Here is a 25,969-nt window from a genome sequence, read left to right as displayed (position 1 = left end):
TGTCAAGCACGGGGATGACACGGAGAGGACGGCGGGAAGACGGCCTGCGAAGCCCGTTTCATCCTCCCCGGGAAAGCGGATTCATGTCAAACTTTTACCGTTTGATAAATTTTTATTTTCGCGGTAGCATTTCCCCAACAACCAAAAATTGGGGAACATTGCTATGCGAGACTTGAACCCGGCCCTGAAGGGCGGGCGACTTGCGCCCGATGCGTATCACAAGAACTTTTCCGACCTGCACCCTTCGCTTGATAGGCACGAGGCGGCGGTGGAGGCGGATCGCTGTTATTTCTGTTATGACGCGCCGTGCATGACGGCCTGTCCCACGGCGATCGATATCCCGCTGTTTATCCGCCAGATATCGACCGACAACCCGTTGGGCGCGGCGAAGACCATTCTCGACCAGAACATCTTCGGCGGCATGTGCGCCCGGGTCTGTCCCACCGAAACGCTGTGCGAGGAAGCCTGCGTGCGCAACACGGCGGAGGAGAAGCCCGTCGAGATCGGCCTGCTGCAGCGCTATGCCACCGACGCGGCGATGTCCGAAAACAAGCAGTTCTACACCCGCGCCCACGAGACCGGAAAGCGGGTCGCGGTCGTCGGCGCGGGCCCGGCGGGCCTTGCCTGCGCCCATCGTCTGGCGATGGCCGGCCACGACGTCATTGTGCTGGAGGCGAAGGACAAGGCCGGCGGGCTCAACGAATATGGCCTTGCCGCCTACAAGACGGTCGATGATTTCGCCCAGAAGGAAATTGCCTACCTGCTGGAGATTGGCGGCATTGAAATTCGCGGCGGGCAGATGCTCGGCCGCGATTATACACTCGGCGAACTGCGCCGCGATTATGACGCCGTCTTCCTCGGCCTCGGCCTTGGCGGGGTCAACGAACTCGGCATTCCGGGCGAAGACCTTGCGGGCTGCGAAAACGCCGTCGATTTCATCGCGGCAATCCGCCAGGCCGAGGATCTTTCCGAGATTGCCGTCGGCAGCCATGTCGTGGTGCTCGGTGGCGGCATGACCGCCATCGACGCCGCCGTGCAGTCGAAACTGCTCGGCGCCGACGAGGTGACGCTCTGTTACCGGCGCGGCACGGAGGCCATGGGCGCCTCGAAATTCGAGCAGGAACTCGCGGCCTCGCGCGGCGTGTTCATCCGCCATTATCTCGCGCCGAAGGAAATTCTTGGCGAGGATGGCAAGGTTGCCGGCGTGCTGTTCGAGCATACGGAGGTGAAGGACGGCAAGCTGGTATCGACCGGCGAGACCGGCGTGATCGCCGCCGACCATGTGCTGAAGGCAATCGGCCAGACCTTCGTCACCGAGCATCTGGAAGGCCTGAAACTGGAGCACGGCCGGATTGCCATCGATGCCGAGGGCCGCACCTCGCTTGCCGATGTCTGGGCCGGCGGCGACTGCGTGAAGAAGGGCGAGGACCTGACGGTGACCTCGGTCGCGCAAGGGCGAGACGCCGCGATTTCCATCAATCACGTTCTGGCGGGCGAAGCGCCGCTGGCAACGGCCGTGGCCTGAGGAGAACGACAATGGCTGATCTCAGAAACAATTTCGTCGGTATCAAGTCGCCCAATCCGTTCTGGCTCGCCTCCGCGCCGCCGACGGACAAGGCCTATAATGTCGAGCGCGCCTTTCGCGAGGGCTGGGGCGGCGTGGTCTGGAAAACGCTGGGCGAGGAAGGCCCGCCGGTCGTCAACGTCAACGGCCCGCGCTACGGCGCGATCTGGGGCGCGGACCGCCGACTGCTCGGCCTCAACAATATCGAACTGATCACCGACCGTGATCTCTATCTGAATCTGCGTGAGATCAAGGAAGTCAAAAGCCGCTGGCCGGATCGCGCCATCGTGGTCTCGATCATGGTCCCTTGCGAGGAGGAAAGCTGGAAGGCGATCCTGCCGCTGGTGGAAGAGACCGGCGCGGACGGCATCGAACTCAATTTCGGCTGTCCCCACGGCATGTCCGAGCGCGGCATGGGGGCTGCCGTCGGCCAGGTGCCGGACTATGTCGAGATGGTGGTGCGCTGGTGCAAGCAATATACCCGCATGCCGGTGATCACCAAGCTGACGCCGAACATCACCGATATCCGCCAGTCCGCCCGCGCTGCGCACCGCGGCGGCACGGATGCGGTGTCGCTGATCAATACGATCAACTCGATCGTTTCCGTCGATCTCGACACTTTCGCGCCGAACCCGACGGTTGGCGGCAAGGGCACCCATGGCGGCTATTGCGGCCCGGCGGTCAAGCCGATCGCGCTCAACATGGTGGCCGAGATCGCCCGCGATGCGGAAACCGCCGGCCTGCCGATCTCCGGCATCGGCGGAATCACCACCTGGCGCGATGCGGCCGAGTTCATGGTGCTCGGCGCCGGCAACGTGCAGGTCTGCACCGCGGCGATGACCTATGGCTTCAAGATCGTCAAGGAAATGATTTCGGGGCTTTCGGCCTATATGGACACCAAGGGCTTCCGCACGCTTGACGAGCTTTCCGGTCGCGCCGTGCCGAATGTCACGGACTGGCAGTATCTGAACCTCAATTCCATCACCAAGGCCCGCATCGACCAGGATGCCTGCATCAAATGCGGCCGCTGTCACATCGCCTGCGAGGACACCTCGCACCAGGCGATCACGGCGATGGTCGACGGCGAACGGCATTTCATGGTGAAGGAAGAGGACTGCGTCGGCTGCAATCTCTGCGTCAACGTCTGCCCGGTCGAAAACTGCATCGACATGGTGACGCTCGCCCCCGGCGAGAAGGACCAGCGCACCGGCGAGCTCGTATCGGCGGACTACGCCAACTGGACAACGCACCCCAACAACCCGATGGCGGCATCAAAGTAAAAAATGGCGAAACACTCAGTGAGTCGCGGACCTTCTCCTCGCGACTCATTGCATATTAGGTAATATTAAATGAGCACAAGAAAATACATGAATATAAATGATTATTATTTACCAGTATTTTCATCGTATATTATTTTTTAAATTTTCAAATCTATAATCCCATTTTATCCGCATTGCATGGGCGATGCTTATTGCCGGATAAGATGGACAGGACGGCATGGTAGAACCGGCGAAAACCCCTGGGGCCAGACGATGGGGCATTATCCCGAGCGACATACTGGCCCTTTCGGCCACGGCGCTGGTGCTTGCCTCGATGTATTTCACCAACCGCGCGCTGGATTCGGACTTCACCCACAACCTTCGCCTGCAGACCGCGGAGAAGGTCGCTCTCTCCAGCACAAGGGTAACGGCCGGCATCCGTGAAAACCTGACCCTGGCGGAAGGGCTCGGACTTGCGATTTCGCTCGAGCCGGAAATTTCACCGCGCCGGTTCGAGGATCTGGCCACCAAGCTGCTGGCGCAGGATTCGGCGCTGGTGAGCCTGGCGCTCGCGCGCGACATGACAATCGAAATGGTCTATCCCTTCACCGAGAACCGGGAGGCCATCGGCCTCAACTACGCCGACCGCCCCGATCAGATGGCCGCCATCGAAAAGGCGCTGCTGACCCGCGAACCCGTCATCGACGGACCGATACCGCTGGTGCAGGGTGGCAATGCGCTAGTGGCCTATTATCCGCTCTACGACGGCCCCGAAAACGAAGCGTGGGGCATCTTCACCGCTATTATCAACGTCGACCGCCTGCTTTCGGGCAAAACGCTCGCCGCCCTCCACCCGGATCTCATAATGGCCATCCGCAAGGATGCAGACGACGACGCGCCGGCCCAGGTCCTTTCCGGCGGCGATGCCATCTTCGCCGGAGACCCGGTCACGCAGACGGTCGCGCTCGCCAACACCAACTGGACGGTCGCCGCCATTCCGCGGCAGGGCTGGAAGGAGCCCTTGCGCCAGCGCATTTCCCGTCATCTCCTGGTCGATTCGATCGGTATCCTGATCATCGCCTTCATGCTCGGCATCGCCAAGCTGATGCGCGAGCGCAACCGTAACATCACGATGCTCCGCGCCCGCGAGGCGGAACTCCAGCATCTGTCGCAACGCATGCAGTTCGCGCTGGAAGCCTCGCGCATCGGCGTTTGGGACATGGATGCCGAAACCGGCGAGGCAATCTGGGACGAGCGGATGTACGCGCTTTACGGCGAGCGTCCGGACTGCGACAAGAACGGCGTCGAAATCTGGTCCCGTCGCTTGCACCCAGAGGACCGGCAGCTTGAACTCGAACGGCTGGAACATTTTCTGGCGGAGCAGCAGAATTTCCGCAGCGATTTCCGCATCGTTCTCGACGATGGCTCCGTCCGCCACCTCCAGGTCTTTGGCGGATTCTACAATGATATCGACGGCCGGACGCATGTCGTCGGCGTCAACTGGGATATCACCGAGGATATCCGGCTGCATGAGGACATAAAACGCGCGAATGCCGAAACGCTGGAGAAAAACCGGGAGCTGGAACGCGCACAGGCAGTTCTGCGCCACAACGCGCTTCATGACGGGCTGACCGAGCTTCCCAATCGCAGCTACCTCGAAGCCGCGTTTGTGAAGGGCGACGAAAAGGCGGGGGTGGGACCACCCTACGCCGTGCTGCATATCGATCTCGACCGGTTCAAGGAAATCAACGATACGCTCGGCCACAGCGCCGGCGACGCGATGCTGCGCCATGCGGCGAACATGCTGCGCTCGATCGCCGCGCCGAGGGATTTTCTGGCCCGTGTCGGCGGCGATGAATTCACGCTGGTGACGCACTGGGACGGCGACGCCGAAAGGCTTTCCCGTCTCGCGCAGAACATTATCCGCGCGCTCGGAAAACCGCTGCAATATGGCGAGCATCAGGTTCGGGTTTCGGCGAGCGTGGGCATTGCCTGGATGGATGACGAGGCGAGCTCGATGCGCGAGGTGCTGGTCAATGGCGGGATCGCGCTTTACGAGGCCAAGCGCATGGGTCGCAACCAGGCCGTCGTTTTCGACGCCGCGCTGCGCAACATCGCGATCACCAACAAGAAGGTCGCCGACGAACTGCTGGTGGCGCTGGAAAACGACCAGTTCCAGGTTTTCTATCAGCCGCAGATTTCAGCCCATACGCTGGAAATCGAAGGCGCCGAGGCGCTTGTGCGCTGGCGCCATCCCGAGCGCGGCATGCTGGCGCCGGGTCATTTCATCCCCACGGCAGAGACCACCGGCTCGATTGCGCGCATCGACGCCGTGGTGCTGAACAAGGCTGCCGCCCAGCACAGGGCCTGGTGTGAGATGGGCATCGCCGTGCCGCATGTTTCCGTCAACATCTCCGCCCAGCGCCTTGTCGATCCCGGACTTCTGGACAGCATTCGGGAGATCGCGCCGAAACCTGGATCGCTTTGCCTCGAACTGCTTGAATCGATCTCCTTCGACGAGCAGGGCACCAGCCTGGAAACCAGCGTCGCCCAGATCAAGGCCCTCGGCGTGGATGTAGAGATCGACGATTTCGGCACCGGCTATGCCTCGATCCTGAGCCTGCTCGCCCTTGAGCCGAAGCGCCTGAAGATCGACCGCCAGCTCGTCTTCCCGATCACCACCGGCCAGAGCCAGCGCCGGCTAGTCGCTTCGATCGTCGAAATCGGCCAGGCGCTCGGCATCGAGGTGATTGCCGAGGGCGTGGAGACGCTGGAACACGCCAGGATTCTGCGCGACCTCGGCGTCGACGCGTTTCAGGGCTTCTTCTTCGCCCCGCCGCTCGACAACGAGGCGTTTCAGCGCTTCGCGCGGGAGCGCCGATGGGTCGAACAGTTCGACGTCAACGCCGATCCGCCGGTAGCGGATTGACGGCCGAATTCACCGCACGATCAGCCCGTTGACGAACAGCGTTTCGAGATAGCGCGCCGCATCCTCGAACCGGCCCTCGCCCGCCAGCCCCTCGCCGAGAACCGCGCGCACCTGGACATCGAAATCGGCATAATGCTGGGTCGTCGCCCAGATCGAGAAGATCAGGTGGTAGGGGTCGACCTTGCGCAGCTTGCCGGCCTTCTGCCAGGCGCGGATGACCTTGGCCTTCTCATCGACCAGATCCTTCAACTCGCCCTTCAGAAAGGCCTCGGTATTGGGCGCGCCCTGGATCACCTCATTGGCGAACAGCCTGCTTTCGCGGGGAAAATCCCGGGCCATCTCCAGCTTGCGGCGGATATAGGAGCGCAGCTCCGCCTCCGGGTCCTTGTCCACGTCGAAAACCCTGAGCGGATCGAGCCAGATGTCCATGACGCTCGCGATCAAGGCGGAAAACATCGCTTCCTTGGAACGGAAATAATAGAGCACGTTGGGCTTGGACATGCCGGCAGCCTCGGCGATCTGGTCCACCGTCGCGCCGCGGAAGCCGTTTGCCGAAAACACGTCGAGGGCGGCTTCGAGAATCACCTCTTCCTTCGCAACCTGGATGCGTGTGCGCCTCTGCGTCTTCGCCGCCCGTGCCGTCATTTTCGCCCGCTTTCTTCTCGTTCCGCCCAGCATTCCATAGACTGTTTCTGCCCAAAATCAATTCATGCCGAAAAGCTGGGCAATTTCTTCCAAATTTGCCGCCGAATTTCATATTGATCTCTTGAGCCTTGCGATGGAAGCTGTAAAGTTTACCAACCGGTCAAAAACACCACAGACGCCGCAATGGCGCAAATGGGAACAGAGCCAGGGGAGCAAAAAATGGCGGCAGGCGAAAACATGCGGATCAACGGCGACCGCCTTTGGGACGCGCTGATGGAGATGGCGAAGATCGGCCCCGGGGTCGCCGGCGGCAACAACCGCCAGACGCTGACCGACGCGGATGCCGAGGGCCGCGCGCTGTTCAAGACATGGTGCGACGAAGCCGGGCTTTCCATGGGCGTCGACAAGATGGGCACCATGTTCATGACGCGCGCGGGCACCGATCCGGACGCGCTCCCGGTCTATGTCGGCAGCCATCTCGACACCCAGCCGACCGGCGGCAAATATGACGGCGTGCTCGGTGTGCTCTCGGCGCTGGAACTGGTGCGCACGCTCAACGACCTCGACATCAAGACGAAGCACCCGATCGTGGTGACCAACTGGACCAATGAGGAGGGCGCGCGCTTTGCCCCCGCGATGATGGCCTCGGGCGTATTCGCCGGTGAGTTGACCCTCGACTATGCCTATGGCCGGAAGGACCACGAGGGAAAAAGCTTCGGCGACGAGCTGAAGCGGATCGACTGGGTCGGCGACGAGGAGGTCGGCGCGCGCAAGATGCACGCCTATTACGAATACCATATCGAGCAGGGCCCGATCCTCGAGGCGGAGGACAAGCAGATCGGCGTCGTCACCCACTGTCAGGGCCTGTGGTGGCTGGAATTCACCCTCACCGGCAAGGAGGCCCATACCGGCTCGACGCCGATGGCCATGCGCGTCAATGCCGGGCTCGCCATGGCGCGCATTCTGGAAATGGTGCAGAAGGTGGCGATGGACGCCCAGCCCAACGCCGTCGGCGGCGTCGGCCAGATGGTGTTCAAGCCGAATTCCCGCAATGTGCTGCCCGGCACCGTGACCTTCACCGTCGATATCCGCACCGTCGATCAGGACAAGCTCGACGGCATGCGCGCCGCGATCGAGAAGCAGGCGGCCGAAATCTGCGAAGACCTCGGCGTCGGCTGTTCGGTAGAGGCTGTCGGCCATTTCGACCCCGTCACCTTCGATCGGGAACTCGTCGGCAATGTCCGCGAGGCGGCCGTCGAGCTCGGCTACAGCCATATGGACATCGTCTCCGGCGCCGGCCACGACGCCTGCTGGGCCGCCAAGGTCGCGCCGGCCACCATGGTGATGTGCCCCTGCGTCGGGGGGTTGTCGCACAACGAGGCCGAGGAGATTTCCAAGGAATGGGCGGTTGCCGGCGCGGATGTGCTGCTCAGGGCGGTGCTGAAGACGGCGGAGATTGTGGAATGATCGCAGACGCCGCTCCCTCACCCGGCGCATCCGCGCCACCCTCTCCCCACGGGGAGAGGGGGAGCGTGGGGCGTACTCTGAATAACCAACGAGCACTGTCATTGGACGCGAAGCGCCGCCCCTTCTCCCCTGAGGGGAGAAGGTGGCCGAAGGCCGGATGAGGGGGGCTCATGCCAAGCACGCGCACCCAGTTTGCCCGAACGCTGCGCCGCAACGAAACGGACGCCGAAAAGCTGCTGTGGCGCGAACTTCGGAATCGCAATCTGAACGGTTTCAAGTTTGTCAGGCAGTATCCGATCGGTCCCTACGTCACCGATTTCGCCTGCCGGGAAAAAGCGCTTGTTGTTGAACTGGATGGCGCGCAACATGCCGAAAACACGAGAGATGTGGAGAGGACGCGTTACATCAACAGAGCGGGCTTTTCAGTTATACGATTCTGGAACGAAGAAGTACTTAGAGAAAGAGACGATGTGCTCGAAACCATTATCGCCATTCTCGAAAACCGCTTGACCGAAGCCTGCGACGTCACACGGTTCCACCCTGCCACGGAGCAAATCCTATGAAGTCCACGCAAAAGCCCCTGCTCCGCTCCCGCGGCTTCATCGGCGCCAAACCCGCCTCGTCGGTCACCGCCGATACCGGGCCGCAGAAGCTCTCCGGCCCCGCGAAAAGCCGGGGCGCGGTCAAGCCAAACCCGACCGGGGCGCCGAGGGGGCTTGAGGAAAACATTCCGCCGCGGCCAAAATGGCGGATCAAGTGAACAGAAATAACGAGAAGCGGAAAACCGCCCGTTGAAAGCATGAAGGGAACAGTTATGAGCACAGTCATCAAGGGCGGCACGGTCGTGACCGCGGACCTCACCTACAAGGCCGATGTGAAGATCGAGGGCGGCACGATCATCGCGATCGGTCCCGATCTTTCCGGCGATGAGACGCTGGATGCCACCGGCTGCTATGTCATGCCCGGCGGCATCGATCCGCATGTCCATCTCGAAATGCCGTTCATGGGCACTTATTCGTCGGACAATTTCGAAAGCGGCACCCGCGCTGCCGTCGCCGGCGGCACCACGATGGTGGTCGATTTCTGTCTGCCCGATCCCGGCCAGTCGCTGCTCGACGCGCTGAAACGCTGGGACAACAAGTCGACGCTGGCGAACTGCGACTACTCCTTCCACATGGCGATCACCTGGTGGGACAAACAGGTGTTCGAGGAGATGGAAACCATCGTCAAGGACAAGGGCATCAACACCTTCAAGCATTTCATGGCCTACAAGGGCGCGCTGATGGTGAATGACGACGAGATGTATGCCTCGTTCCAGCGCTGCGCCGAGCTTGGCGCGCTGCCGCTGGCCCATGCCGAAAACGGCGATGTCGTCGCCAGCATGCAGGCGAAGCTGCTCGCCGAGGGCAATGACGGCCCGGAAGGCCACGCCTATTCCCGCCCGCCGGAAGTGGAAGGCGAGGCCACCAACCGCGCGATCATGATCGCCGATATGGCCGGCGTGCCGCTCTATGTTGTCCACACATCGTGTGAGCAGAGCCACGAGGCGATCCGCCGCGCGCGCCAGAAGGGGATGCGGGTCTATGGCGAGCCGCTGATCCAGCATCTGACGCTGGACGAGAGCGAATATTTCGACAAGGACTGGGACCATTCCGCCCGCCGGGTGATGTCGCCGCCATTCCGCAACAAAAGCCATCAGGACAGTCTCTGGGCCGGGCTTCAGGCCGGTTCGCTCTCCTGCGTCGCCACCGACCATTGTGCGTTCACCACCGACCAGAAGCGCACCGGCATCGGCGATTTCACCAAGATCCCGAACGGCACCGGCGGCCTTGAAGACCGGTTGCCAATGCTGTGGACATATGGTGTGGCAACGGGCCGGCTGACAATGAACGAGTTCGTCGCCGTCACCTCCACAAACATCGCCAAGATCCTCAACATCTACCCGAAAAAGGGCGCGATCCTGGTGGGCTCGGATGCCGATATCGTGGTCTGGGACCCTGCCCGCGAAAAGACGATTTCCGCTTCGAGCCAGCAATCGGCGATCGATTACAACGTCTTTGAGGGCAAGCATGTGAAGGGCCTGCCGCGCTTCACGCTGTCGCGCGGCAAGGTGGTCGTGGAGGAGGCGACGGTGAAGACCGAGGAAGGCCACGGCAAGTTCGTCGCCCGCGAGCCCTTCACCGCGGTCAACAAGGCACTTTCCACCTGGAAGGAACTGGTCGCGCCGCGCAAGGTCGAGCGTTCCGGCATTCCGCGCTCCGGGGTCTGAGCCATGGACTGGTCCAATATCGCGGCCTTCGCCGCGACCGAATTCCTGCTCTGTCTGTCGCCCGGCCCGGCGGTACTGCTGGTGGTCGGCCTGTCGATGCGGCAGGGGTTCTGGCGCTCGCAGGCCGCCGCTGCCGGCATTCTGACGACGAATGCGATCTACTTCGCGCTGTCGGCGGCAGGCGTCGCCTCGCTGATCCTGGCAAGCGCCACGCTGTTTTACGTGCTGAAGATCGTCGGCGCGGTCTATCTGGCGTGGCTCGGTCTCGGGATGATCCTGCCGCTGTGGCGGGCATGGCGCAGCGGCGAGAAGGGCGATGTCCCGCTTGCGCTCGCGGCCGAGTCCTCGCCCCGGCTCACGGCCCCGCCGCTGACGCTCTACTGGAAGGGCATCAGCGTCCAGGCGGCGAACCCGAAAAACCTCGCCTTCTTCGTTGCCATCCTGCCGCAGTTCATCGATCCCGCCGGGCCGGTGGCCTTGCAGATGGCGGTGCTCGGCGGCGTTTCGGTGCTGCTGGAGCTTCCCGTGCTGCTGATCTATGCGCTGGCCTTTTCCGCCCTTGCACAGGTCATCACCGAGCGCGTGGTGCAGTGGCTGGAGGCGATTGCCGGCGGGGTTCTGATCGCGCTGGCGGGCATTCTTGCATGGGAGCGGCGCGCATGAGGGCCGATATCCGCATCGCCGTTGCCATGATCATCAATAGCCGGGGCGAGATGCTGACCGTGCGCAAGCGCGGCACCACCGCCTTCATGCAGCCGGGCGGCAAGATCGATGCCGGCGAAACGCCGATTGCAGCACTTGTGCGGGAATTGCGCGAGGAACTGGCGCTCGACGCCGAGCCTGACAATTTCCGCTATGAGGGCTGCTACCGCGAACAGGCCGCCAATGAAGCGGACATGATTGTCGAGGCGGAGGCATTCTCCTGGCTTGCCGAGCCGGAAGTCGCGCCGCAGGCCGAGATCGAGGAGCTGAAATGGCTGCCGGTCGAAGGCCCGATCACCGTGGAGCGCGCGGCGCTGACGCGCAGACATCTGTTTCCCATCGCAGCCCGCCGATTTGCCGAAACCCGGAGACCCGCATGACCGAAGACAATCCGCGTTCCGTGGTCTCAGCCAAAGACCTCTGTCTCACCTTCGAGACCAATGACGGCCCGGTGCATGCGCTGAAGGACGTCAACCTCGAGGTGAAGAAGGGCGACTTCGTCTCGTTCATCGGCCCGTCGGGCTGCGGCAAGACCACGTTCCTCCGCGTCATCGCCGATCTGGAGAAGAAGACCGCCGGCGAGATCACCGTCAACGGCACCACGCCCGAAAACGCCCGCCTTGACCGCTCCTATGGCTATGTGTTTCAGGCCGCGGGGCTTTATCCGTGGCGCACGATCGAGAAGAACATCGCCCTGCCGCTGGAAATCATGGGCTATACAAGGGCCGACCAGCAGCGCCGGATCGAACGCGTGCTGGAACTGGTGGATCTTGCCAATTTTGGGAAAAAATTCCCATGGCAGCTTTCCGGCGGCATGCAGCAGCGCGCCTCGATCGCCCGCGCCCTCGCCTTCGATGCCGATCTGCTGTTGATGGACGAACCCTTCGGCGCGCTTGACGAGATCGTCCGCGATCACCTCAACGAGCAGCTCCTGAAGCTGTGGGCGCGCACCGACAAGACCATCTGCTTCGTCACCCACTCGATTCCGGAGGCCGTCTACCTCTCCACCAGGATCGTGGTGATGAGCCCCCGGCCCGGTCGCGTGACCGACGTGATCGAGAGCCCGCTGCCGAAGGAGCGCCCGCTCGACATCCGCGAAAGCCCGGAGTTTTTGAAGATTGCGCACCGCGTGCGCGAGGGGCTGAGGGCGGGGCATAGTTATGAGTAGTTACGCGCTTCGCCCCGCCACAATCGAAGACATGACTGCGTGCGCTGCCATCCTCAACGACTGGATCGATGAAACGCCCTGGATGCCGCGCGTTCACGACCATAGGGATGTCGAACGCCATTACCGGGAGACGGTTTTTGTTGAACATGCGGTGACCGTCGCTGATATGAGCGGGGCGGTTGTCGCATTCTCAGCAGTTTCCGAGGACGCTTACGTCACGGCGCTCTATGTTGAAGCGACTGCGCGTGGTCACGGCTTGGGCAGAGCTCTGCTCGACAAGGCCAAAGCGGCGCGGCCCAGCGGACTGAAGCTATGGACCTTTCAGGCCAATAGGGCCGCAAGGCACTTCTATGAGCGTGAGGAATTTTCGGAACTCCGTCGCACGGGCGGAGACAATGAGGAATGTCTTCCCGATATTCTCTATGCCTGGGTACCGGGAGAACGCCATGCTGCGTGAGCGCGTCCTTCCCGTTGCCACCGTCGTCTTTGCCATTCTGGCCATCTGGTGCGTGTTCGTGGTGGTCATGAACCGGCAGTTTGTCGAGGATCAGGCGCGGCGCGCGGGGCAGGAAATCTCGTTCGCCGAGATCGTGAAACAGAGCTACACGCTGGAGCGGCCGGTGCTGCCGTCGCCGCAGCAGGTGGCGGCCGAGCTTTGGGATACGACAGCGAACAAGAAGATCACGTCGAAACGCAGCCTCGTCTATCACGCGTGGATCACGCTGTCCTCCACGCTGCTCGGCTTTGCCATCGGCTCCGGCTTCGGCATCATTCTGGCGATCGCCATCGTCCATAACCGCACGATGGAACGCTCGATGATGCCGTGGATCATCGCCAGCCAGACCATCCCGATCATCGCGATCGCACCGATGCTGATCGTGGTGCTGAACGCGATTGGCATTACCGGGCTCTTGCCCAAGGCGCTGATTTCGACTTATCTGTCGTTCTTTCCGGTCGCCGTCGGCATGGTTTCGGGGCTGCGCTCGCCCGATCAGCTACAGCTCGACCTGATGCGCACCTATAACGCCAATGACCGGCAGGTGCTGTGGAAGCTGCGGCTGCCATCGGCCATGCCCTATCTGTTCACCTCGCTGAAGATCGCGATCGCGATCTCGCTGGTCGGCGCGATCATCGCCGAACTGCCGACGGGTGCCGTGGCCGGGCTCGGCGCACGGCTGCTCTCCGGCTCCTATTACGGGCAAACGGTGCAGATCTGGTCGGCGCTGTTCATGGCCGCGATCCTAGCCTCGATCCTTGTCGCGCTTGTCGGCGTCGCGCAGGCCATGGTTCTGAAGCGCATGGGGGTCAAGCCATGAGCGGTTTCGTCTGGTTTGCGCTCGCCTTCTGGATCTGCGGCTGGGCCTTCAACGAATGGCTGGTGCGGCAGAAGTTTTCCAACCGCACGCTGTCGCGGATCGCATGGTTCGCCGTTCCGGTGATCTTCGGCGTTTCGCTGCTGATATTGTGGGAAGGCGTCGTCATCGCCTTCGACATTCCGCCGATCCTACTGCCGGCGCCGAGCGATGTCTGGGTGCGTCTCACCAACTCGCTGCCTATCCTCTGGGCCGATTTCCGCCAGACCTTCCTCAAGGCGGTGCTGATCGGCTATGCGCTCGGCTGCGGTTCCGGTTTCATCGTGGCGATCCTGATCGACCGCTCGCCCTTCCTCAAACGCGGGCTGCTGCCCTTCGGCAATTTCGTCTCGGCGCTGCCGATTGTCGGCATCGCGCCGATCATGGTGATGTGGTTCGGCTTCGACTGGCCGTCCAAGGCCGCCGTGGTGGTGGTCGCGACCTTCTTTCCGATGCTGGTCAACACCATCCAGGGCTTGTCCTCGGCCAGCGACATGGAGCGCGACCTGATGCGCACCTATGCCGCCACGTGGTCGCAGACGCTGATCAAGCTGCGCCTGCCGGCCGCATGGCCGTTCATATTCAACGCCTTGAAGATCAATTCCACGCTGGCGCTGATCGGCGCTATTGTGGCAGAATTTTTCGGCACACCCACCGTCGGCATGGGTTTCCGGATTTCCACGGAAGTGGGCCGGGCCAATATCGACATGGTCTGGGCCGAAATAGCGGTGGCGGCGGTTGCCGGCTCCGCGTTTTACGGGGTGGTGGCGCTCATTCAGCGCGTCGTCACCTTCTGGCATCCCTCCGTCCGTTCGGGCCGGTCGTGATGCAACAAGCCAAAATAGGGGAACGTAACCATGAAATCGACTTTTATCGCGGCGCTTGCCGCAGGCGGCATGATGCTCGGGGCAGGCCAGGCCTTTTCAGCCGATGAAATCACGCTGCAGCTCAAATGGGTCACGCAGGCCCAGTTCGCCGGCTACTACGTGGCCCTCGAAAAGGGCTTTTACGAGGAAGAAGGCCTCAACGTGACGATCAAGCCCGGCGGCCCGGATATTGCGCCGGCACAGGTTCTGGCAGGCGGCGGCGCCGATGTGATCGTCGACTGGATGCCGTCGGCCCTTGCCACCCGTGAAAAGGGCGTGCCGCTCGTCAACATCGCCCAGCCCTACAAATCCTCGGGCATGATGCTGACGTGCCTGAAGGAAAACAACGTGATGAGCCCGGAGGATTTCCCCGGCAAGACGCTTGGCGTCTGGTTCTACGGCAATGAATATCCGTTCCTGTCGTGGATGGCCCATCTCGGCATTCCCACCGATGGCGGCGAGGACGGCGTGACCGTGCTGAAACAGGGCTTCAATGTCGATCCGCTGCTGCAGAAGCAGGCCGCCTGCATCTCCACCATGACCTACAATGAATACTGGCAGGTCATCGACGCCGGCATTTCCGAGGACCAGCTCAACACCTTCAAATACGAGGACGAGGGTGTGGCAACGCTGGAGGACGGTCTTTATGTCCTGGAAGACGACCTGAAGGATCCGAAGTTCAAGGAAGACATGGTCAAATTCGTTCGCGCCTCGATGAAGGGCTGGAAATGGGCGGAGGAAAACCCGGACGAGGCCGCGGAAATCGTGCTCGAATATGACGATACCGGCGCCCAGACCGAAAAACATCAGAAGCGGATGATGTCGGAAGTCGCCAAGCTGACCGCCGGCTCCAACGGCGCGCTCGACCCGGCCGACTATCAGCGCACCGTCGAGGTTCTGCTCGGCGGCGGTTCCGACCCGGTCATCACCAAGCAGCCGGAAGGCGCCTATACGCTGGAAATCACCGACTCGGCGCTTTCCAACTAAGCCCATACAGGCAGCTAAATTTTTACGCGCGGCATCGTTGTGATGTCGCGCGTATTGCATTTTTGCACCAGATCGGCTTTAAATCGAACCACTCGGTTCAATTAATGCGGCTTTATGCGCGAAGCCATCTTGAAAAATGCCGGGTTTATGACGAACTGCCGCACGACGCGACGACGCAGGCCCCGGGGGCCGCTCTCGCGATTGCCAGATTGAGTTTTTGCCATGGCGGCAATCCGACCGCCCGGCGCGACACGTAAACGAGCTTGGAAGTCCGCCATTCGCGCGGGACGATTGCTCACGAGGAACCGGCCTCCTCCCGGCCGACTGGGGTACTTTACATGCCGAAACCGACCCGCCTTGCCGCCGCGACCGCCGTGCTCATCGCACTTGCCGCAGCACCCTCCCTTGCCGCAGATGCCGAGGCCTCTGCCGAGCCGGCCGTCTCCCTTCCCGCCATCGTGGTCACCGATGCAACGGTAAAGCCGCTGACCGAAATTGTGCTGGCAACCGGCACCATCCGCCCGGTTGAGGAAGTCTTCGTGCAGCCGCTGCTTGAGGGGCTTTCAATCGAGACCATAAAGGCCGAGATCGGCGACCGGGTCGAGGCCGGCGCGGTGCTTGCGACCCTGCGCACCGACATGCTGGAGCTGGAGCGCAGCAGCCTGCAGGCGAACAAGGCCAGGGCCGAAGCGAGCCTGGCGCAGCTCAAGGCGCAGCTGACCGCCAGTGAAGCCGCCCAGACCGACGCGCGCCGCCAGTTCGAGCGCACCCAAAGGCTCGCCGACAACGGCTCCGTCTCGACTTCGGCGCTGGAGCAGGCCGAAACTGAAGCATTACGCGCCGATGCCAGCGCGGCGGCCGCCCGCGAGGCCATCTCGGTCGCCCACGCCGAGATCGCGGTCACCGAGGCGCAGATCGACGACATCGCGCTGCGTCTTGAGCGCACCAATATCAAGGCGCCGGTCTCTGGCGTGATTTTCGACAAGAACGCCCGTATCGGCGCCATCGCCAGCGGGTCGGCCAGCCCGATGTTCACCATCATCGAGGACGGCGCGATCGAGCTCGTGGCGCAGGTGCCGGAAGATTCGGTCATGAAGGTCGAAGCAGGCCAGAAGGCGAAAATCGAGCTCGTCGGCGCCGGTGCGCCGATCATGGGCACGGTGCGCCTGGTCTCGCCGATCGTCAACGACGCCACCCGGCTTGCCGATGTGTTCATCAGCATCGACAATCCGGAAAGCGCGCGCTCGGGCATGTATGCCAGCGCCGAAATCATCACCAAGCAGGCGGACGACCTCGCCCTGCCGCTGACGGCGGTCAATATCAGCCAGGGCAGCGCCACGGTGCGCCGCGTCAAGGACGGTATTGTTGAAGTCGTTGACGTGGAGACCGGTATTCAGGACGGCGAAACCGTTCAGATCACAAGCGGGCTTGCCGAAGGCGACCAGGTGGTGGCCAAGGCCGGCGCCTATGTGCGCGCCGGCGACCGCATCAACCCGGTGCCTGCCTCCACCACGGCGTCCAACTGAGGATCTGAGCGATGAATTTTTCAGCCTGGGCGATCCGAAATCCTGTCGCGCCGCTTCTGGCGATGGGGCTGCTGCTGTTTTTGGGCCTGCAGGCCTTCAAGGACATGCCGGTCACGCGCTTTCCGAATATCGACGTGCCGGTCGTCGCCGTCACCGTGGCGCAGTCGGGGGCCGCCCCCGCCGAGCTTGAAATGCAGGTGACCAAGAAGATCGAGGACGCGATCGCAAGCGTCACCGGCGTCGACGAGTTGAACTCGACGGTGACGGACGGCATCTCGACGACCTCGGTTCTGTTCCGCATGGAAGTGAGCCCCGACGAGGCGCTGCGCGACGTCAAGGACGCGATCGACAATATCCGCTCCGATCTGCCCGCCACCGCCGAAGACCCCGTGGTGCGCAAGATCGATGTGGAAGGTCAGGCGATCCAGACCTTCGCCGTCTCCTCCCCCAACATGTCGCTGGAGGAACTGTCCTGGTTCGTCGACGACAAGGTGGAGCGCGCGCTGCAGGGCATCAAAGGCGTCGGCCGGGTCGACCGTTATGGCGGCGCGGACCGCGAGATCCAGGTCTCGCTTAATGCCGACAAGCTGGCAAGCTATGGCATCACCGCCTCGGAGGTGAACGCGCAGCTACGCCAGACCAATGCCGATGTCGGCTCGGGCCGCGGCCAGGTCGGCGGCTCGGAACAGGCGATCCGCACGCTTGGCGACAGCCGCAGCGTCTCCGATCTCGCCAACACCACGATCGCGCTCGGCGGCGGCCGGTACGCCCGGCTTTCCGATCTCGGCACGGTCACGGATACCTATGAGGAGCCGCGCACCTTCGCGCGCCACGGCGGCGAGCCTGTCGTCTCCTTCGGCGTGTTCCGCTCCAAGGGTGCCAGCGAAGTGACGGTTGCCGACGCGGTGGCCGAGGCGCTGGACGAGGTGCGGGCGGAAAACCCTTATGTCTCGATCTCGCTGATCGATGACGCCGTCTACTTCACCAAGGGCAACTACACCGCCGCGATGGACACGCTGTATGAGGGCGCGCTGCTCGCCATCATCGTCGTGTTCCTGTTCCTGCATAACTGGCGGGCGACGCTGATTGCCGCTGTCGCCCTGCCGCTTTCGGTGATCCCGACCTTCTGGATCATGGACATGCTCGGCTTCTCCCTCAATCTTGTGAGCCTGATTTCGCTGACGCTGGCGACCGGCATTCTCGTCGATGACGCGATCGTGGAGGTCGAGAACATCGAGCGCCACATCAATATGGGCAAGACGCCCTATCGCGCGGCGCTCGAGGCGGCCGACGAGATCGGCCTTGCGGTGATCGCGACGAGCTTCACCATCATCGCCGTGTTCGTACCGGTGTCGTTCATGCCGGGCATTCCGGGCCAGTACTTCATCCAGTTCGGCCTGACGGTGGCGTTCGCCGTGTTCTTCTCGCTGGTCGTCGCCCGCCTGATCACCCCGGTGATGGCGGCCTATATGCTGAAGCCCAGCAAGCACAAGCACAAGGAAGACGCCGAGCACAATGATGGCCGGATCATGCGCAGCTATACCGCTGCCGTGCGCTGGACCACGAAATGGCGTTATGCCACGCTGGTGGCCGCGATCGGCGTTCTCGCGGTCTCGCTGTTCTTCATGGCGCGCATTCCCGGCAGCTTCATCCCGCCGGAAGACGCCTCGCGCATCGTGCTCTCGGTGGAACTGCCGCCGAATGCGCGGCTTTCCGACACCGAGAAAATGACCGACCTGATCGCCGAGCGGATCGAAGGCTATGACGGCGTCGAGGACGTTACCGTGCTGGGTGGCTCCTCGCCGCTGGGCGACCTCGAATATCGCCGGGCCACCATCACGGTCACGCTCGGCAAGCTTGCGCATTCGCTGCCGGAAGCGCTGGTCAACGATATGCTCGGCGGCTTGCCGCTGATCGGCCAATATCTCCCGAAAATCCCGCCATCGGGGCGTGAAATCCCGCAATGGCAGATCGAGCAGGAAATCCTTGCAGGCCTGTCCGACATTCCCGACCTTCGAATCACCAAGCTCAACGACCGCGGACAGCGCGATATCGAGTTCAACTTCCTCTCCGACAATGAAGAGGACCTGCAGGAAGCCGTCGCCATACTGGAAGCGAAGCTCAGGGCCGAACCGATGCTGGACAAGGTTTCCTCCGAAGGCGCGCTGCCGCGTCCGGAACTGAAAATCCGGCCGAAGAAGGAAATCGCGGCCCGGCTCGGCATCACCCCGGCGCAGATTTCCGAAACGGTGCGGGTGGCGACCGTCGGCGATGTCGACGCCAATCTGGCGAAAATCTCGCTCGACAACCGCCTGATCCCGGTGCGGGTGCGCACCGATCTGGAACTCAGGCGCGACCTTGCCGCGATCCGGGCGCTGAAGATCAAGACCGCATCGGGCGAAATGGTGCCGCTCTCGGTCGTCGCCGACGTCGACTATTCCGAGGGCGTCAGCACAGTGCAGCGCTATGACCGCCATCGCGTGGTCTCGATCGGGGCCAACCTGCCACCGGGCGTCGCGCTCGATCCGGCGACGGCGAAGTTCCGCGAGATCGTTGACAGCACCGACCTACCCGCAAGCGTGACGCTTGCCGAAAGCGGCGACGCCAAGATCCTTGCCGAAATGCAGCAGAGCTTCATGAACGCGATGATGCTCGGCCTGTTCCTGGTGCTGGCGGTGCTGATCCTGTTGTTCAAGGACGTGATCCAGCCGTTCACCATCCTGTTCTCGCTGCCATTGGCGCTGGGCGGAGTGGCGATCGCGCTGATCGTCACCGACAATCCGATCTCGATGCCGGTGCTGATCGGGCTCCTGATGCTGATGGGGATCGTGACAAAGAACGCGATCCTGCTGGTGGACTTCGCCAAGGAGGCGATCTGGCACGGACTCGACCGGCGTCAGGCGCTGGTGGAGGCCGGGCGCAAGCGCGCGCGGCCGATCATCATGACCTCGATCGCGATGTCGGCGGGCATGCTGCCGGCGGCGCTTGGCGTCGGCGAAGGCTCGTCCTTCCGCGCGCCGATGGCGATCGCGGTGATCGGCGGCATCATCGTCTCCACCGCGCTGTCGCTGCTGGTGGTCCCCGCCTTCTTCATGATCATGGATGATCTGGCGCGCCTGCTGCGCTGGGCCTTCAGCCGATTCATCGGCAAGGCGGACCCCAATGACGTGGTCTACACCGCCGAAACCGCCGGACGAATGAGCGAGGCCAATCGGGCGAAACTCGCGAGACTCGAGGAGCGAGTGGAGACCCTGGAAGGCGATCGCGACAACCTGTCCAAGCGCGGCATGGCGTAACGCGCCTGCCGGACAAGATAGACGAAGGCCGGCCGTTTGCGCCGGCCTTCGTGCTTCAAGCCCGCTCCGGACATACCCGCTCCGCGCGACACGCCAGGCTGCGCTTGCCGCGATATCGGACATGCGGCCACCTCGGAGCCGCTCTTCGCCGCGTCTTCTTCAGACCAGCGCCGTCATCGCTTGATTGAAATCAAACCTTTTGCATCGTGATCGTCATAACTTGACGATGACGGCCGCTTTCTTTCGGACCGGAATGCGGTGGGCGAGATGCGAAGGAACCGTTTCGTGCAGACACACCATCATAGCCACGCCATGGGAGGCGGGACAGTGAACACGACCATCAATGTGAGCGAGCGCAGGAAAGCACAGTTCATCGCAACCGGCCTGACGGCCGCGGCGGACATGACGACGGTTAACAGGCTGATGGAATGCGCCACCTTCGTCAACGTCACACCGCCCGACATCCTGTTTGTAGAGGGGGATGACGCGCGGCATTTTTACAGCGTCGTGACCGGCTTTGTCCGGCTGTTCAGACAGAACCATGAAGGCCGCGAGGCAGACATCCGTATCTGCGGGCCAGGCGACACGTTCGGGGACGAACTGGTTTTCGGCGGTGACGCCTGCCGCTACAGCGCCCAGGCCGCCGAAAATGCAACGCTGGTGTGCTATGACCTCGCCAAAGTGCGGGAACTCGCCAATAATGACGACGGCAGCCTGGCGCGTGTGCTTGCCATTTCGCTGTCGGCGCAATTGCGGGAAGCCGTCGACTGCGTGGCCGATGACCGGCTCAATACAGCGCTGCAACGCGTGGCGCACTACCTTCTCGACCAGTGTCCGGAAGACACCGAGCCCGTCACCTTCCGTCTTGCCTGCCGCAAGAGCCTGCTTGCCGGCAAGCTCGGCCTTGCCCCGGAAGCCCTGTCGCGCGCCTTCGGCACGCTCAAGACACTCGGCGTCAATGTCCACGGCCGGACGATCGAAATCACCGATATCGAGGCGCTGAAGCGTCTATAGACAGCTACAGCCCGCCGGCCTCCTTCAAAAAGGCGGCGACGGCTTCGACGCCATCGCCACGCTTCAGGTCGGTGAACACCGTCGGGCCGCCATTGCGCATGCGCTCGGAATCGCGCGCCATGACATCGAGGTCGACCTCGACATAGGGTGCCAGATCCTTCTTGTTGATCACCAGCATGTCCGACCGGGTAATCCCCGGACCGCCCTTTCGCGGGATTTCCTCGCCCTGGCAGACCGAAATCACATAGATGGTGATATCGGCAAGGTCCGGGGAGAAGGTGGCGGCAAGGTTGTCACCGCCGGATTCGATGAAGATGATATCGAGATCGGGGATGCGGCTGTTCAACCCGGCGATCGCCTGCAGGTTGATCGTCGCATCCTCGCGGATGGCGGTATGCGGGCAGCCGCCGGTCTCCACGCCGACGATCCGGTCGGAGGTGAGCGCCTGCATGCGCACCAGCGCCTCGGCATCCTCGCGGGTGTAGATGTCATTCGTGACCACGGCGACGGAATAGTCGCGGCTCAACGCCTTGCACAGCTTTTCGGTGAGCGCGGTCTTGCCGGAGCCGACCGGGCCGCCAATGCCGACGCGCAGGGGACCGTTTTCGGATTTCATTGTCTTACCTCGTTCATTACGACCGGAACAGCCGCGAATGCTGGATCTCGTGACGCAGAGCGGCGATATCGGCGCTGAAGGCGCAGCCGCCGAGATCATCCGGCGTCGATGCCGCCGCCCGCGCCGCCTGGTCGAGGATCGGCTGCTCCAGCCCGGAAAGCACGGCAAGGCCGGCCACCTGCCCCGCGAGCGACAGCCGGATCGCGGCCGAAATATACTGCGACACCTGGGCATGGAGATAGCCCTGACAGGCCACTTCGAGACCAATGCCGTGCGATGCGGCGATCGCGCCGAAGGCGACCGGCAGCGGCGTTTCCGGCGGCAAGGCTTCGTCACCAGGCGCGGACCATGCGCCGGCGGCCGCGACGAAGGCCGCGCCCAGCGCCAGCGTTTCGGCGTGGCGCTCGCGCGAACCGGCCAGCGCCGCGGCAAGGGCGGCGGTGGCGGCAAGCCGCTCCGGGTCGCCCGCCGCGCGATGGGCCTCGCACAACAGCACGGCGTCATTCCATAGAAACCCGTGGCGAAGCGAGACGGCGAGCCATGCGGCCACGTCATCCGCATCTTCCAGCAGCCGGTCATGCGCCGCACGCTCAAGCCCGCCGGAATAGGAAAACCCGCCCAGCGGAAAGGCCGGCGACAGCCAGGCCAACAGCCTTAGAAGCGCGGCGCCCGAAACGGCGCCGCCGTCAATCGTGGTGATGGCCGTGATGGTGATGGTCTCCGTGTCCGCTGTGATAGGCGCCGCGCACCGGCTGGAACGGCTCGACGACCTCATGCACATGGGCCCCGAGGCCTTCCAGCATCTGGCGGATCACGTGATCGCGCAGGATCAGGATCCGGCCCTCCTCAATCTGCGCCGGCAGATGGCGATTGCCGAGATGCCAGGCGAGCTGGATCAAGTGCAGGTTGTCATGCGCATGAATTACGTAAAGTTCCTCGGGCGCGGCGACGATCTCGATCGTCCTTCCGTCCTCCAGCACCAGCCGATCGCCGGTGGCAAACAGTACAGCCTCCTTCAGGTCGAGCATCACGCTTGAACCGTCTTCAAGCTTCAGCGCCTTGCGGCGGAGATGCCGCCCGTCATGCGTCAGCTCGACACGGCCGGCGACCACGCCGCCGCCCTCGCCCGCGGGAATGAAACTGGTAACGCGCTGCATGCTTTCCCCTGACGGCCCGGTCTGTAACGATGCCGGGCGCTCCTTCTTTCATAGCAAGATTGCGCCACTTGGCAAGCGCGTGCATCGCCGCATCCGGGACACGCCACGCAAGAAAAAGGGCGGCCGTTGCCGACCGCCCTCGCTTTCCATCGAAGCGGGCCGAAAGGCCTCAGGCGGCCTTGGCTTCGCGCTTCAGGTTTTCGAGAATGTTCTGCGGCGAGGACACGCTGTAGGGGTCGGTCTCGCACATGTCGGAGAAGCCCTCTTCCTCGAACCACTGCTCGACGACGCCATCATTGATGATGGCGGCATAGCGCCAGGAGCGCATGCCGAAGCCGAGATTGTCCTTGTTGACGAGCATGCCCATCTTGCGGGTGAACTCGCCGGAACCGTCCGGGATGACCTTGACGTGCTCGAGATTCTGGCCCTTGGCCCAGGCGTTCATGACGAAGGCGTCATTGACCGACATGCAGTAGATGTCGTCGATGCCCTGAGCCTGAAACTCGGGGAACAGCTTTTCGAAATCGGGAAGCTGATAGGTCGAGCAGGTCGGGGTGAAGGCGCCCGGCAGCGAAAACAGCACGACGCGCTTGCCCTTGAAATAATCGTTCGAAGTCATGTCCTGCCAGCGGAACGGGTTCGGCCCCTCGATGCTTTCATCGCGGACGCGGGTGCGGAAGGTGACGTTCGGAACTTTACGGCCGATCATGGCGATCTCCTTGCTCAGTCTTGGAAATTTGTTGCTTCAAGCTTGGCCTGAATTTAACGATTCCAGACCGGGAATCAAAGGCCGGCAAGCCCGATTAGGGGTAAACGCATAGCGGGTATGCGCTGAGCGCATGGGTAGCAATGTCAGTTGCAGTAAATACGGAATTTCCGTATAATCCTTGCTTGGTTCAGCGCTTCGACCCTGCCAAGGACGCCATCAACAGGAAGAAGCACGGTCTGCCGCTCGCGTTCGGGGACCGTATATTCGAGGATATTGATCACCTTATCGTACCGTCTATCCGCCTGATCGATGGCGAAGAACGGTTCAAGGTTATCGGCCTGGTCGACGGGCGTTGTTATACCGGCGTATTCGTGTGGCGCGACGATCTGCCGCGCTTCATTTCGGTAAGAAGGAGTAACAAGGGTGAAGAACGATCCTATCGTCTTGAAAGCTGACCCGACTGACGTCGAAGACTTCGATGTAAGCGCTTCGGCGGAAGATCGCGGCCAACGCGCTCGCCTGATCCGCCGGACGAGAACAGCGCTCGGACTATCGCAAACGGAATTCGCCAGTAGATTTCGCGTTCCCGTGGGCACGCTTCGCGATTGGGAGCAGGCGCGCGTCACCGCACCTGACTTCGCCGTCGCCTATGTCCGCGTGATTGCGCAATACCCGGATCTGGTGTCGAAAGTCGTCGCCTGAGCGACGCCCCCTGCTCAGAACAGAAAATACCGCTGCGCCATCGGAAGCACGTCGGCGGGTTCGCAGGTCAACACCTCGCCGTCGGCGCGGACCTCGTAGGTTTCCGGATCAACGGAAATCTCCGGCGTGGCTGAGTTGTGGACCATCGAGGCCTTGGAGATGCCGCCTCGGGTGTTTTTCACCGGCAGGAGCTGCTTGGAAACGCCGAGCTTGTGGGCAAGGCCGCCATCGAGCGAGGCTTCCGAGACGAAGGTGACGGACGAATTGGTCCGCGCCTTGCCATAGGCGCCGAACATGTAGCGGTAATGCATCGGCTGCGGCGTCGGGATCGAGGCGTTCGGATCGCCCATGGGCGCTGCCGCGATCATGCCGCCGAGGAGAACGAGGTCCGGCTTGACGCCGAACATCGCCGGCGACCACATCACCAGGTCCGCGCGCTTGCCGACCTCGACAGAGCCGATTTCATGCGACAGACCGTGGGCGATCGCCGGGTTAATCGTGTATTTGGCGATATAGCGCTTCACCCGGAAATTGTCGTTCTCGCCCTGCTCTTGCGCAAGCCGTCCGCGCTGGCGCTTCATCTTGTCGGCGGTCTGCCATGTGCGGATCGCGACCTCGCCGACCCGGCCCATGGCCTGGCTGTCCGACGAGATGATCGAAAACGCCCCGAGATCGTGGAGAATATCCTCCGCCGCGATCGTCTCCTTGCGGATCCGGCTTTCGGCAAACGCGATATCCTCCGGGATCGACGGCGACAGGTGATGGCAGACCATCAGCATGTCGAGATGCTCGGCGATGGTGTTTTTGGTATAGGGCCGGGTCGGGTTGGTCGAGGACGGGATGACGTTGGAAAACCCGCAGACCTTGATGATGTCCGGCGCGTGGCCGCCGCCGGCCCCTTCGGTGTGAAAGGCGTGGATGGTGCGGCCATCGAAGGCCTTGATCGTGTCCTCGACAAAGCCGCTCTCATTCAGCGTATCGGTGTGGATCATCACCTGGACATCGTATTTGTCGGCGACCGAAAGGCAGTTGTCGATCGCAGCCGGGGTCGTGCCCCAGTCCTCGTGCAGCTTCAGCGCGGCAGCACCCCCGAGCACCATCTCCTCCAGCGCGCCGGGAAGCGAGGCATTGCCCTTGCCGGCAAAGGCGAGGTTCATCGGGAAGGCGTCGGCCGCCTGGATCATCCGCTCCAGGTGCCACGGCCCCGGCGTGCAGGTGGTGGCGAGCGTGCCGTGCGCCGGCCCGGTGCCGCCGCCGAGCATGCAGGTCAGCCCGCTCATCAGCGCCTCTTCGATCTGCTGCGGGCAGATGAAGTGGATATGGGCATCCATGCCGCCGGCGGTGATGATCTTGCCTTCGGACGCGATCACTTCCGTGCCCGGGCCGACGATGATATCGACGCCCTTCTGCGTATCCGGATTGCCGGCCTTGCCGATCGCCGCGATCCGCCCGTCCTTGATGCCGATATCCGCCTTGACGATGCCCCAGTGATCGATGATCAGCGCGTTGATGATCACCGTGTCGACCGCGCCGTCCGCGCGGGTCACCTGCGACTGCCCCATGCCGTCGCGGATCACCTTGCCGCCGCCGAACTTCACCTCGTCGCCGTAATGGGTGAAATCCTTTTCCACCTCGACGAAAAGCTCGGTATCGGCAAGCCGCACCTTGTCGCCCGTTGTCGGGCCGAACATCGAGGCATAGGCTGCGCGGGACATCTTGAAAGGCATGGAATTTCTCCTGG

25 protein-coding genes are annotated in these 25,969 nt (G+C 62.7%); 19 read left to right on the top strand and 6 right to left on the bottom strand.

All coding sequences use genetic code 11. From position 1 onward, the window contains the following. Positions 1-163: 163 nt before the first annotated feature. The 3 genes from K7H91_RS08570 to K7H91_RS08560 all read left to right on the top strand — a co-directional run bounded on the left by K7H91_RS08570 (position 164) and on the right by K7H91_RS08560 (position 5,752). Positions 164-1,525 carry an NAD(P)-dependent oxidoreductase gene (locus K7H91_RS08570; protein WP_230719801.1) on the top strand — a complete coding sequence of 454 codons (1,362 nt, stop codon included), beginning with the start codon at positions 164-166 and terminating at the stop codon, positions 1,523-1,525. 11 nt (positions 1,526-1,536) lie between these two features. Continuing rightward, on the top strand, positions 1,537-2,844 hold the full coding sequence (gene preA, locus K7H91_RS08565) for an NAD-dependent dihydropyrimidine dehydrogenase subunit PreA (protein WP_230719800.1): 1,308 nt from the start codon (positions 1,537-1,539) through the stop codon (positions 2,842-2,844). A gap of 217 nt (positions 2,845-3,061) precedes the next feature. Next, a complete protein-coding gene (locus tag K7H91_RS08560) occupies positions 3,062-5,752 on the top strand; it encodes an EAL domain-containing protein (protein WP_230719799.1) in 2,691 nt (896 codons plus the stop codon). 9 nt (positions 5,753-5,761) lie between these two features. Here the strand turns inward: K7H91_RS08560 and K7H91_RS08555 are convergent, their stop codons facing one another. Continuing rightward, positions 5,762-6,397 (bottom strand): TetR family transcriptional regulator C-terminal domain-containing protein, encoded by a 636-nt coding sequence (locus K7H91_RS08555; RefSeq protein WP_230719798.1) that lies wholly within the window; start codon positions 6,395-6,397, stop codon positions 5,762-5,764. Between the two features lie 219 nt (positions 6,398-6,616). On the opposite strand from K7H91_RS08555, the gene K7H91_RS08550 reads away from it, so the two are divergent. From K7H91_RS08550 to K7H91_RS08485, 14 genes are all read left to right on the top strand, one after another. Further along, positions 6,617-7,864 (top strand): Zn-dependent hydrolase, encoded by a 1,248-nt coding sequence (locus tag K7H91_RS08550; RefSeq protein ID WP_230719797.1) that lies wholly within the window; start codon positions 6,617-6,619, stop codon positions 7,862-7,864. A 170-nt stretch (positions 7,865-8,034) separates the two neighbouring features. Further along, on the top strand, positions 8,035-8,427 hold the full coding sequence (locus K7H91_RS08545; protein ID WP_018065227.1) for an endonuclease domain-containing protein: 393 nt from the start codon (positions 8,035-8,037) through the stop codon (positions 8,425-8,427). After that, positions 8,424-8,624, top strand: a complete 201-nt coding sequence (locus K7H91_RS08540) for a hypothetical protein (protein ID WP_230719796.1) — start codon at positions 8,424-8,426, stop codon at positions 8,622-8,624. Before K7H91_RS08545 ends, K7H91_RS08540 begins: the two co-directional genes overlap by 4 nt. A 54-nt stretch (positions 8,625-8,678) precedes the next feature. Continuing rightward, positions 8,679-10,133 carry a dihydropyrimidinase gene (hydA, locus tag K7H91_RS08535; RefSeq protein WP_230719795.1) on the top strand — a complete coding sequence of 485 codons (1,455 nt, stop codon included), beginning with the start codon at positions 8,679-8,681 and terminating at the stop codon, positions 10,131-10,133. Between the two features lie 3 nt (positions 10,134-10,136). After that, the gene (locus tag K7H91_RS08530; protein ID WP_230719794.1) at positions 10,137-10,796 is read left to right on the top strand and encodes a LysE family translocator; all 660 of its coding nucleotides are present in this window, start codon (positions 10,137-10,139) and stop codon (positions 10,794-10,796) included. Next, positions 10,793-11,215 (top strand): NUDIX hydrolase, encoded by a 423-nt coding sequence (locus tag K7H91_RS08525; protein WP_018065223.1) that lies wholly within the window; start codon positions 10,793-10,795, stop codon positions 11,213-11,215. The genes K7H91_RS08530 and K7H91_RS08525 overlap by 4 nt, the downstream gene beginning before the upstream one ends. After that, complete coding sequence (locus K7H91_RS08520; RefSeq protein ID WP_230719793.1) at positions 11,212-12,003, top strand: ABC transporter ATP-binding protein; 792 nt, start codon at positions 11,212-11,214, stop codon at positions 12,001-12,003. The genes K7H91_RS08525 and K7H91_RS08520 overlap by 4 nt, the downstream gene beginning before the upstream one ends. Further along, positions 11,996-12,460, top strand: a complete 465-nt coding sequence (locus tag K7H91_RS08515) for a GNAT family N-acetyltransferase (protein WP_230719792.1) — start codon at positions 11,996-11,998, stop codon at positions 12,458-12,460. The genes K7H91_RS08520 and K7H91_RS08515 overlap by 8 nt, the downstream gene beginning before the upstream one ends. Continuing rightward, positions 12,450-13,319: an ABC transporter permease gene (locus K7H91_RS08510; protein WP_230719791.1), complete on the top strand. Its 870-nt coding sequence runs from the start codon at positions 12,450-12,452 to the stop codon at positions 13,317-13,319. The genes K7H91_RS08515 and K7H91_RS08510 overlap by 11 nt, the downstream gene beginning before the upstream one ends. Further along, complete coding sequence (locus K7H91_RS08505) at positions 13,316-14,182, top strand: ABC transporter permease (protein ID WP_230719790.1); 867 nt, start codon at positions 13,316-13,318, stop codon at positions 14,180-14,182. Before K7H91_RS08510 ends, K7H91_RS08505 begins: the two co-directional genes overlap by 4 nt. A 30-nt stretch (positions 14,183-14,212) precedes the next feature. Further along, positions 14,213-15,208, top strand: a complete 996-nt coding sequence (locus K7H91_RS08500) for an ABC transporter substrate-binding protein (protein WP_419197457.1) — start codon at positions 14,213-14,215, stop codon at positions 15,206-15,208. A 338-nt stretch (positions 15,209-15,546) separates the two neighbouring features. Beyond that, entirely contained in the window at positions 15,547-16,734 is a 1,188-nt protein-coding gene (locus K7H91_RS08495; RefSeq protein ID WP_230719789.1) for an efflux RND transporter periplasmic adaptor subunit, read from the top strand. 11 nt (positions 16,735-16,745) lie between these two features. After that, a complete protein-coding gene (locus K7H91_RS08490; protein ID WP_230719788.1) occupies positions 16,746-20,030 on the top strand; it encodes an efflux RND transporter permease subunit in 3,285 nt (1,094 codons plus the stop codon). Positions 20,031-20,357: 327 nt separating this feature from the next. After that, positions 20,358-21,044, top strand: a complete 687-nt coding sequence (locus K7H91_RS08485) for a Crp/Fnr family transcriptional regulator (RefSeq protein ID WP_230719787.1) — start codon at positions 20,358-20,360, stop codon at positions 21,042-21,044. Between the two features lie 4 nt (positions 21,045-21,048). Here K7H91_RS08485 and ureG read toward each other — a convergent pair whose 3' ends face one another. The 4 genes from ureG to K7H91_RS08465 all read right to left on the bottom strand — a co-directional run bounded on the left by ureG (position 21,049) and on the right by K7H91_RS08465 (position 23,526). Further along, positions 21,049-21,660, bottom strand: a complete 612-nt coding sequence (gene ureG / locus K7H91_RS08480; protein ID WP_230719786.1) for an urease accessory protein UreG — start codon at positions 21,658-21,660, stop codon at positions 21,049-21,051. 16 nt (positions 21,661-21,676) lie between these two features. Next, the gene (locus K7H91_RS08475) at positions 21,677-22,435 is read right to left on the bottom strand and encodes an urease accessory protein UreF (RefSeq protein ID WP_419197456.1); all 759 of its coding nucleotides are present in this window, start codon (positions 22,433-22,435) and stop codon (positions 21,677-21,679) included. Beyond that, a complete protein-coding gene (gene ureE, locus K7H91_RS08470) occupies positions 22,347-22,817 on the bottom strand; it encodes an urease accessory protein UreE (protein ID WP_230719785.1) in 471 nt (156 codons plus the stop codon). The genes K7H91_RS08475 and ureE overlap by 89 nt, the downstream gene beginning before the upstream one ends. 169 nt (positions 22,818-22,986) lie before the next feature. Further along, positions 22,987-23,526 carry a peroxiredoxin gene (locus K7H91_RS08465; RefSeq protein ID WP_230719784.1) on the bottom strand — a complete coding sequence of 180 codons (540 nt, stop codon included), beginning with the start codon at positions 23,524-23,526 and terminating at the stop codon, positions 22,987-22,989. Positions 23,527-23,666: 140 nt separating this feature from the next. Here K7H91_RS08465 and K7H91_RS08460 point away from each other — a divergent pair, with 140 nt between their 5' ends. Together K7H91_RS08460 and K7H91_RS08455 are read left to right on the top strand one after the other, a co-directional pair. Beyond that, positions 23,667-23,981: a BrnT family toxin gene (locus K7H91_RS08460; RefSeq protein WP_230719783.1), complete on the top strand. Its 315-nt coding sequence runs from the start codon at positions 23,667-23,669 to the stop codon at positions 23,979-23,981. Next, on the top strand, positions 23,950-24,228 hold the full coding sequence (locus tag K7H91_RS08455) for a helix-turn-helix domain-containing protein (protein ID WP_230719782.1): 279 nt from the start codon (positions 23,950-23,952) through the stop codon (positions 24,226-24,228). The genes K7H91_RS08460 and K7H91_RS08455 overlap by 32 nt, the downstream gene beginning before the upstream one ends. Positions 24,229-24,242: 14 nt before the next feature. Here K7H91_RS08455 and ureC read toward each other — a convergent pair whose 3' ends face one another. After that, complete coding sequence (gene ureC, locus K7H91_RS08450; RefSeq protein ID WP_230719781.1) at positions 24,243-25,955, bottom strand: urease subunit alpha; 1,713 nt, start codon at positions 25,953-25,955, stop codon at positions 24,243-24,245. Positions 25,956-25,969 lie beyond the last annotated feature (14 nt).

The organism is Martelella mediterranea, assembly GCF_021021415.1.
GTDB lineage: Bacteria > Pseudomonadota > Alphaproteobacteria > Rhizobiales > Rhizobiaceae > Martelella > Martelella mediterranea_C.
Note: the sequence above shows the minus strand (reverse complement) of the source record. Positions and strands in the feature narration are given on the sequence as shown.

Excerpts from the sequence above, each read along its gene's own strand:
- K7H91_RS08505 (WP_230719790.1), top strand. The coding sequence starts at position 13,316 with ATGAGCGGTTTCGTCTGGTTTGCGCTCGCCTTCTGGATCTGCGGCTGG.
- K7H91_RS08500 (WP_419197457.1), top strand. The coding sequence starts at position 14,213 with ATGAAATCGACTTTTATCGCGGCGCTTGCCGCAGGCGGCATGATGCTC.
- K7H91_RS08475 (WP_419197456.1), bottom strand. The coding sequence starts at position 22,435 with ATGAGGTCGTCGAGCCGTTCCAGCCGGTGCGCGGCGCCTATCACAGCG.
- K7H91_RS08520 (WP_230719793.1), top strand. The coding sequence starts at position 11,212 with ATGACCGAAGACAATCCGCGTTCCGTGGTCTCAGCCAAAGACCTCTGT.
- ureG (WP_230719786.1), bottom strand. The coding sequence starts at position 21,660 with ATGAAATCCGAAAACGGTCCCCTGCGCGTCGGCATTGGCGGCCCGGTC.
- K7H91_RS08460 (WP_230719783.1), top strand. The coding sequence starts at position 23,667 with ATGTCAGTTGCAGTAAATACGGAATTTCCGTATAATCCTTGCTTGGTT.
- K7H91_RS08530 (WP_230719794.1), top strand. The coding sequence starts at position 10,137 with ATGGACTGGTCCAATATCGCGGCCTTCGCCGCGACCGAATTCCTGCTC.
- K7H91_RS08545 (WP_018065227.1), top strand. The coding sequence starts at position 8,035 with ATGCCAAGCACGCGCACCCAGTTTGCCCGAACGCTGCGCCGCAACGAA.
- K7H91_RS08510 (WP_230719791.1), top strand. The coding sequence starts at position 12,450 with ATGCTGCGTGAGCGCGTCCTTCCCGTTGCCACCGTCGTCTTTGCCATT.
- K7H91_RS08495 (WP_230719789.1), top strand. The coding sequence starts at position 15,547 with ATGCCGAAACCGACCCGCCTTGCCGCCGCGACCGCCGTGCTCATCGCA.
- K7H91_RS08550 (WP_230719797.1), top strand. The coding sequence starts at position 6,617 with ATGGCGGCAGGCGAAAACATGCGGATCAACGGCGACCGCCTTTGGGAC.
- K7H91_RS08555 (WP_230719798.1), bottom strand. The coding sequence starts at position 6,397 with ATGACGGCACGGGCGGCGAAGACGCAGAGGCGCACACGCATCCAGGTT.
- ureE (WP_230719785.1), bottom strand. The coding sequence starts at position 22,817 with ATGCAGCGCGTTACCAGTTTCATTCCCGCGGGCGAGGGCGGCGGCGTG.
- K7H91_RS08570 (WP_230719801.1), top strand. The coding sequence starts at position 164 with ATGCGAGACTTGAACCCGGCCCTGAAGGGCGGGCGACTTGCGCCCGAT.
- K7H91_RS08490 (WP_230719788.1), top strand. The coding sequence starts at position 16,746 with ATGAATTTTTCAGCCTGGGCGATCCGAAATCCTGTCGCGCCGCTTCTG.
- ureC (WP_230719781.1), bottom strand. The coding sequence starts at position 25,955 with ATGCCTTTCAAGATGTCCCGCGCAGCCTATGCCTCGATGTTCGGCCCG.
- hydA (WP_230719795.1), top strand. The coding sequence starts at position 8,679 with ATGAGCACAGTCATCAAGGGCGGCACGGTCGTGACCGCGGACCTCACC.
- preA (WP_230719800.1), top strand. The coding sequence starts at position 1,537 with ATGGCTGATCTCAGAAACAATTTCGTCGGTATCAAGTCGCCCAATCCG.
- K7H91_RS08540 (WP_230719796.1), top strand. The coding sequence starts at position 8,424 with ATGAAGTCCACGCAAAAGCCCCTGCTCCGCTCCCGCGGCTTCATCGGC.
- K7H91_RS08525 (WP_018065223.1), top strand. The coding sequence starts at position 10,793 with ATGAGGGCCGATATCCGCATCGCCGTTGCCATGATCATCAATAGCCGG.
- K7H91_RS08515 (WP_230719792.1), top strand. The coding sequence starts at position 11,996 with ATGAGTAGTTACGCGCTTCGCCCCGCCACAATCGAAGACATGACTGCG.
- K7H91_RS08465 (WP_230719784.1), bottom strand. The coding sequence starts at position 23,526 with ATGATCGGCCGTAAAGTTCCGAACGTCACCTTCCGCACCCGCGTCCGC.
- K7H91_RS08560 (WP_230719799.1), top strand. The coding sequence starts at position 3,062 with ATGGTAGAACCGGCGAAAACCCCTGGGGCCAGACGATGGGGCATTATC.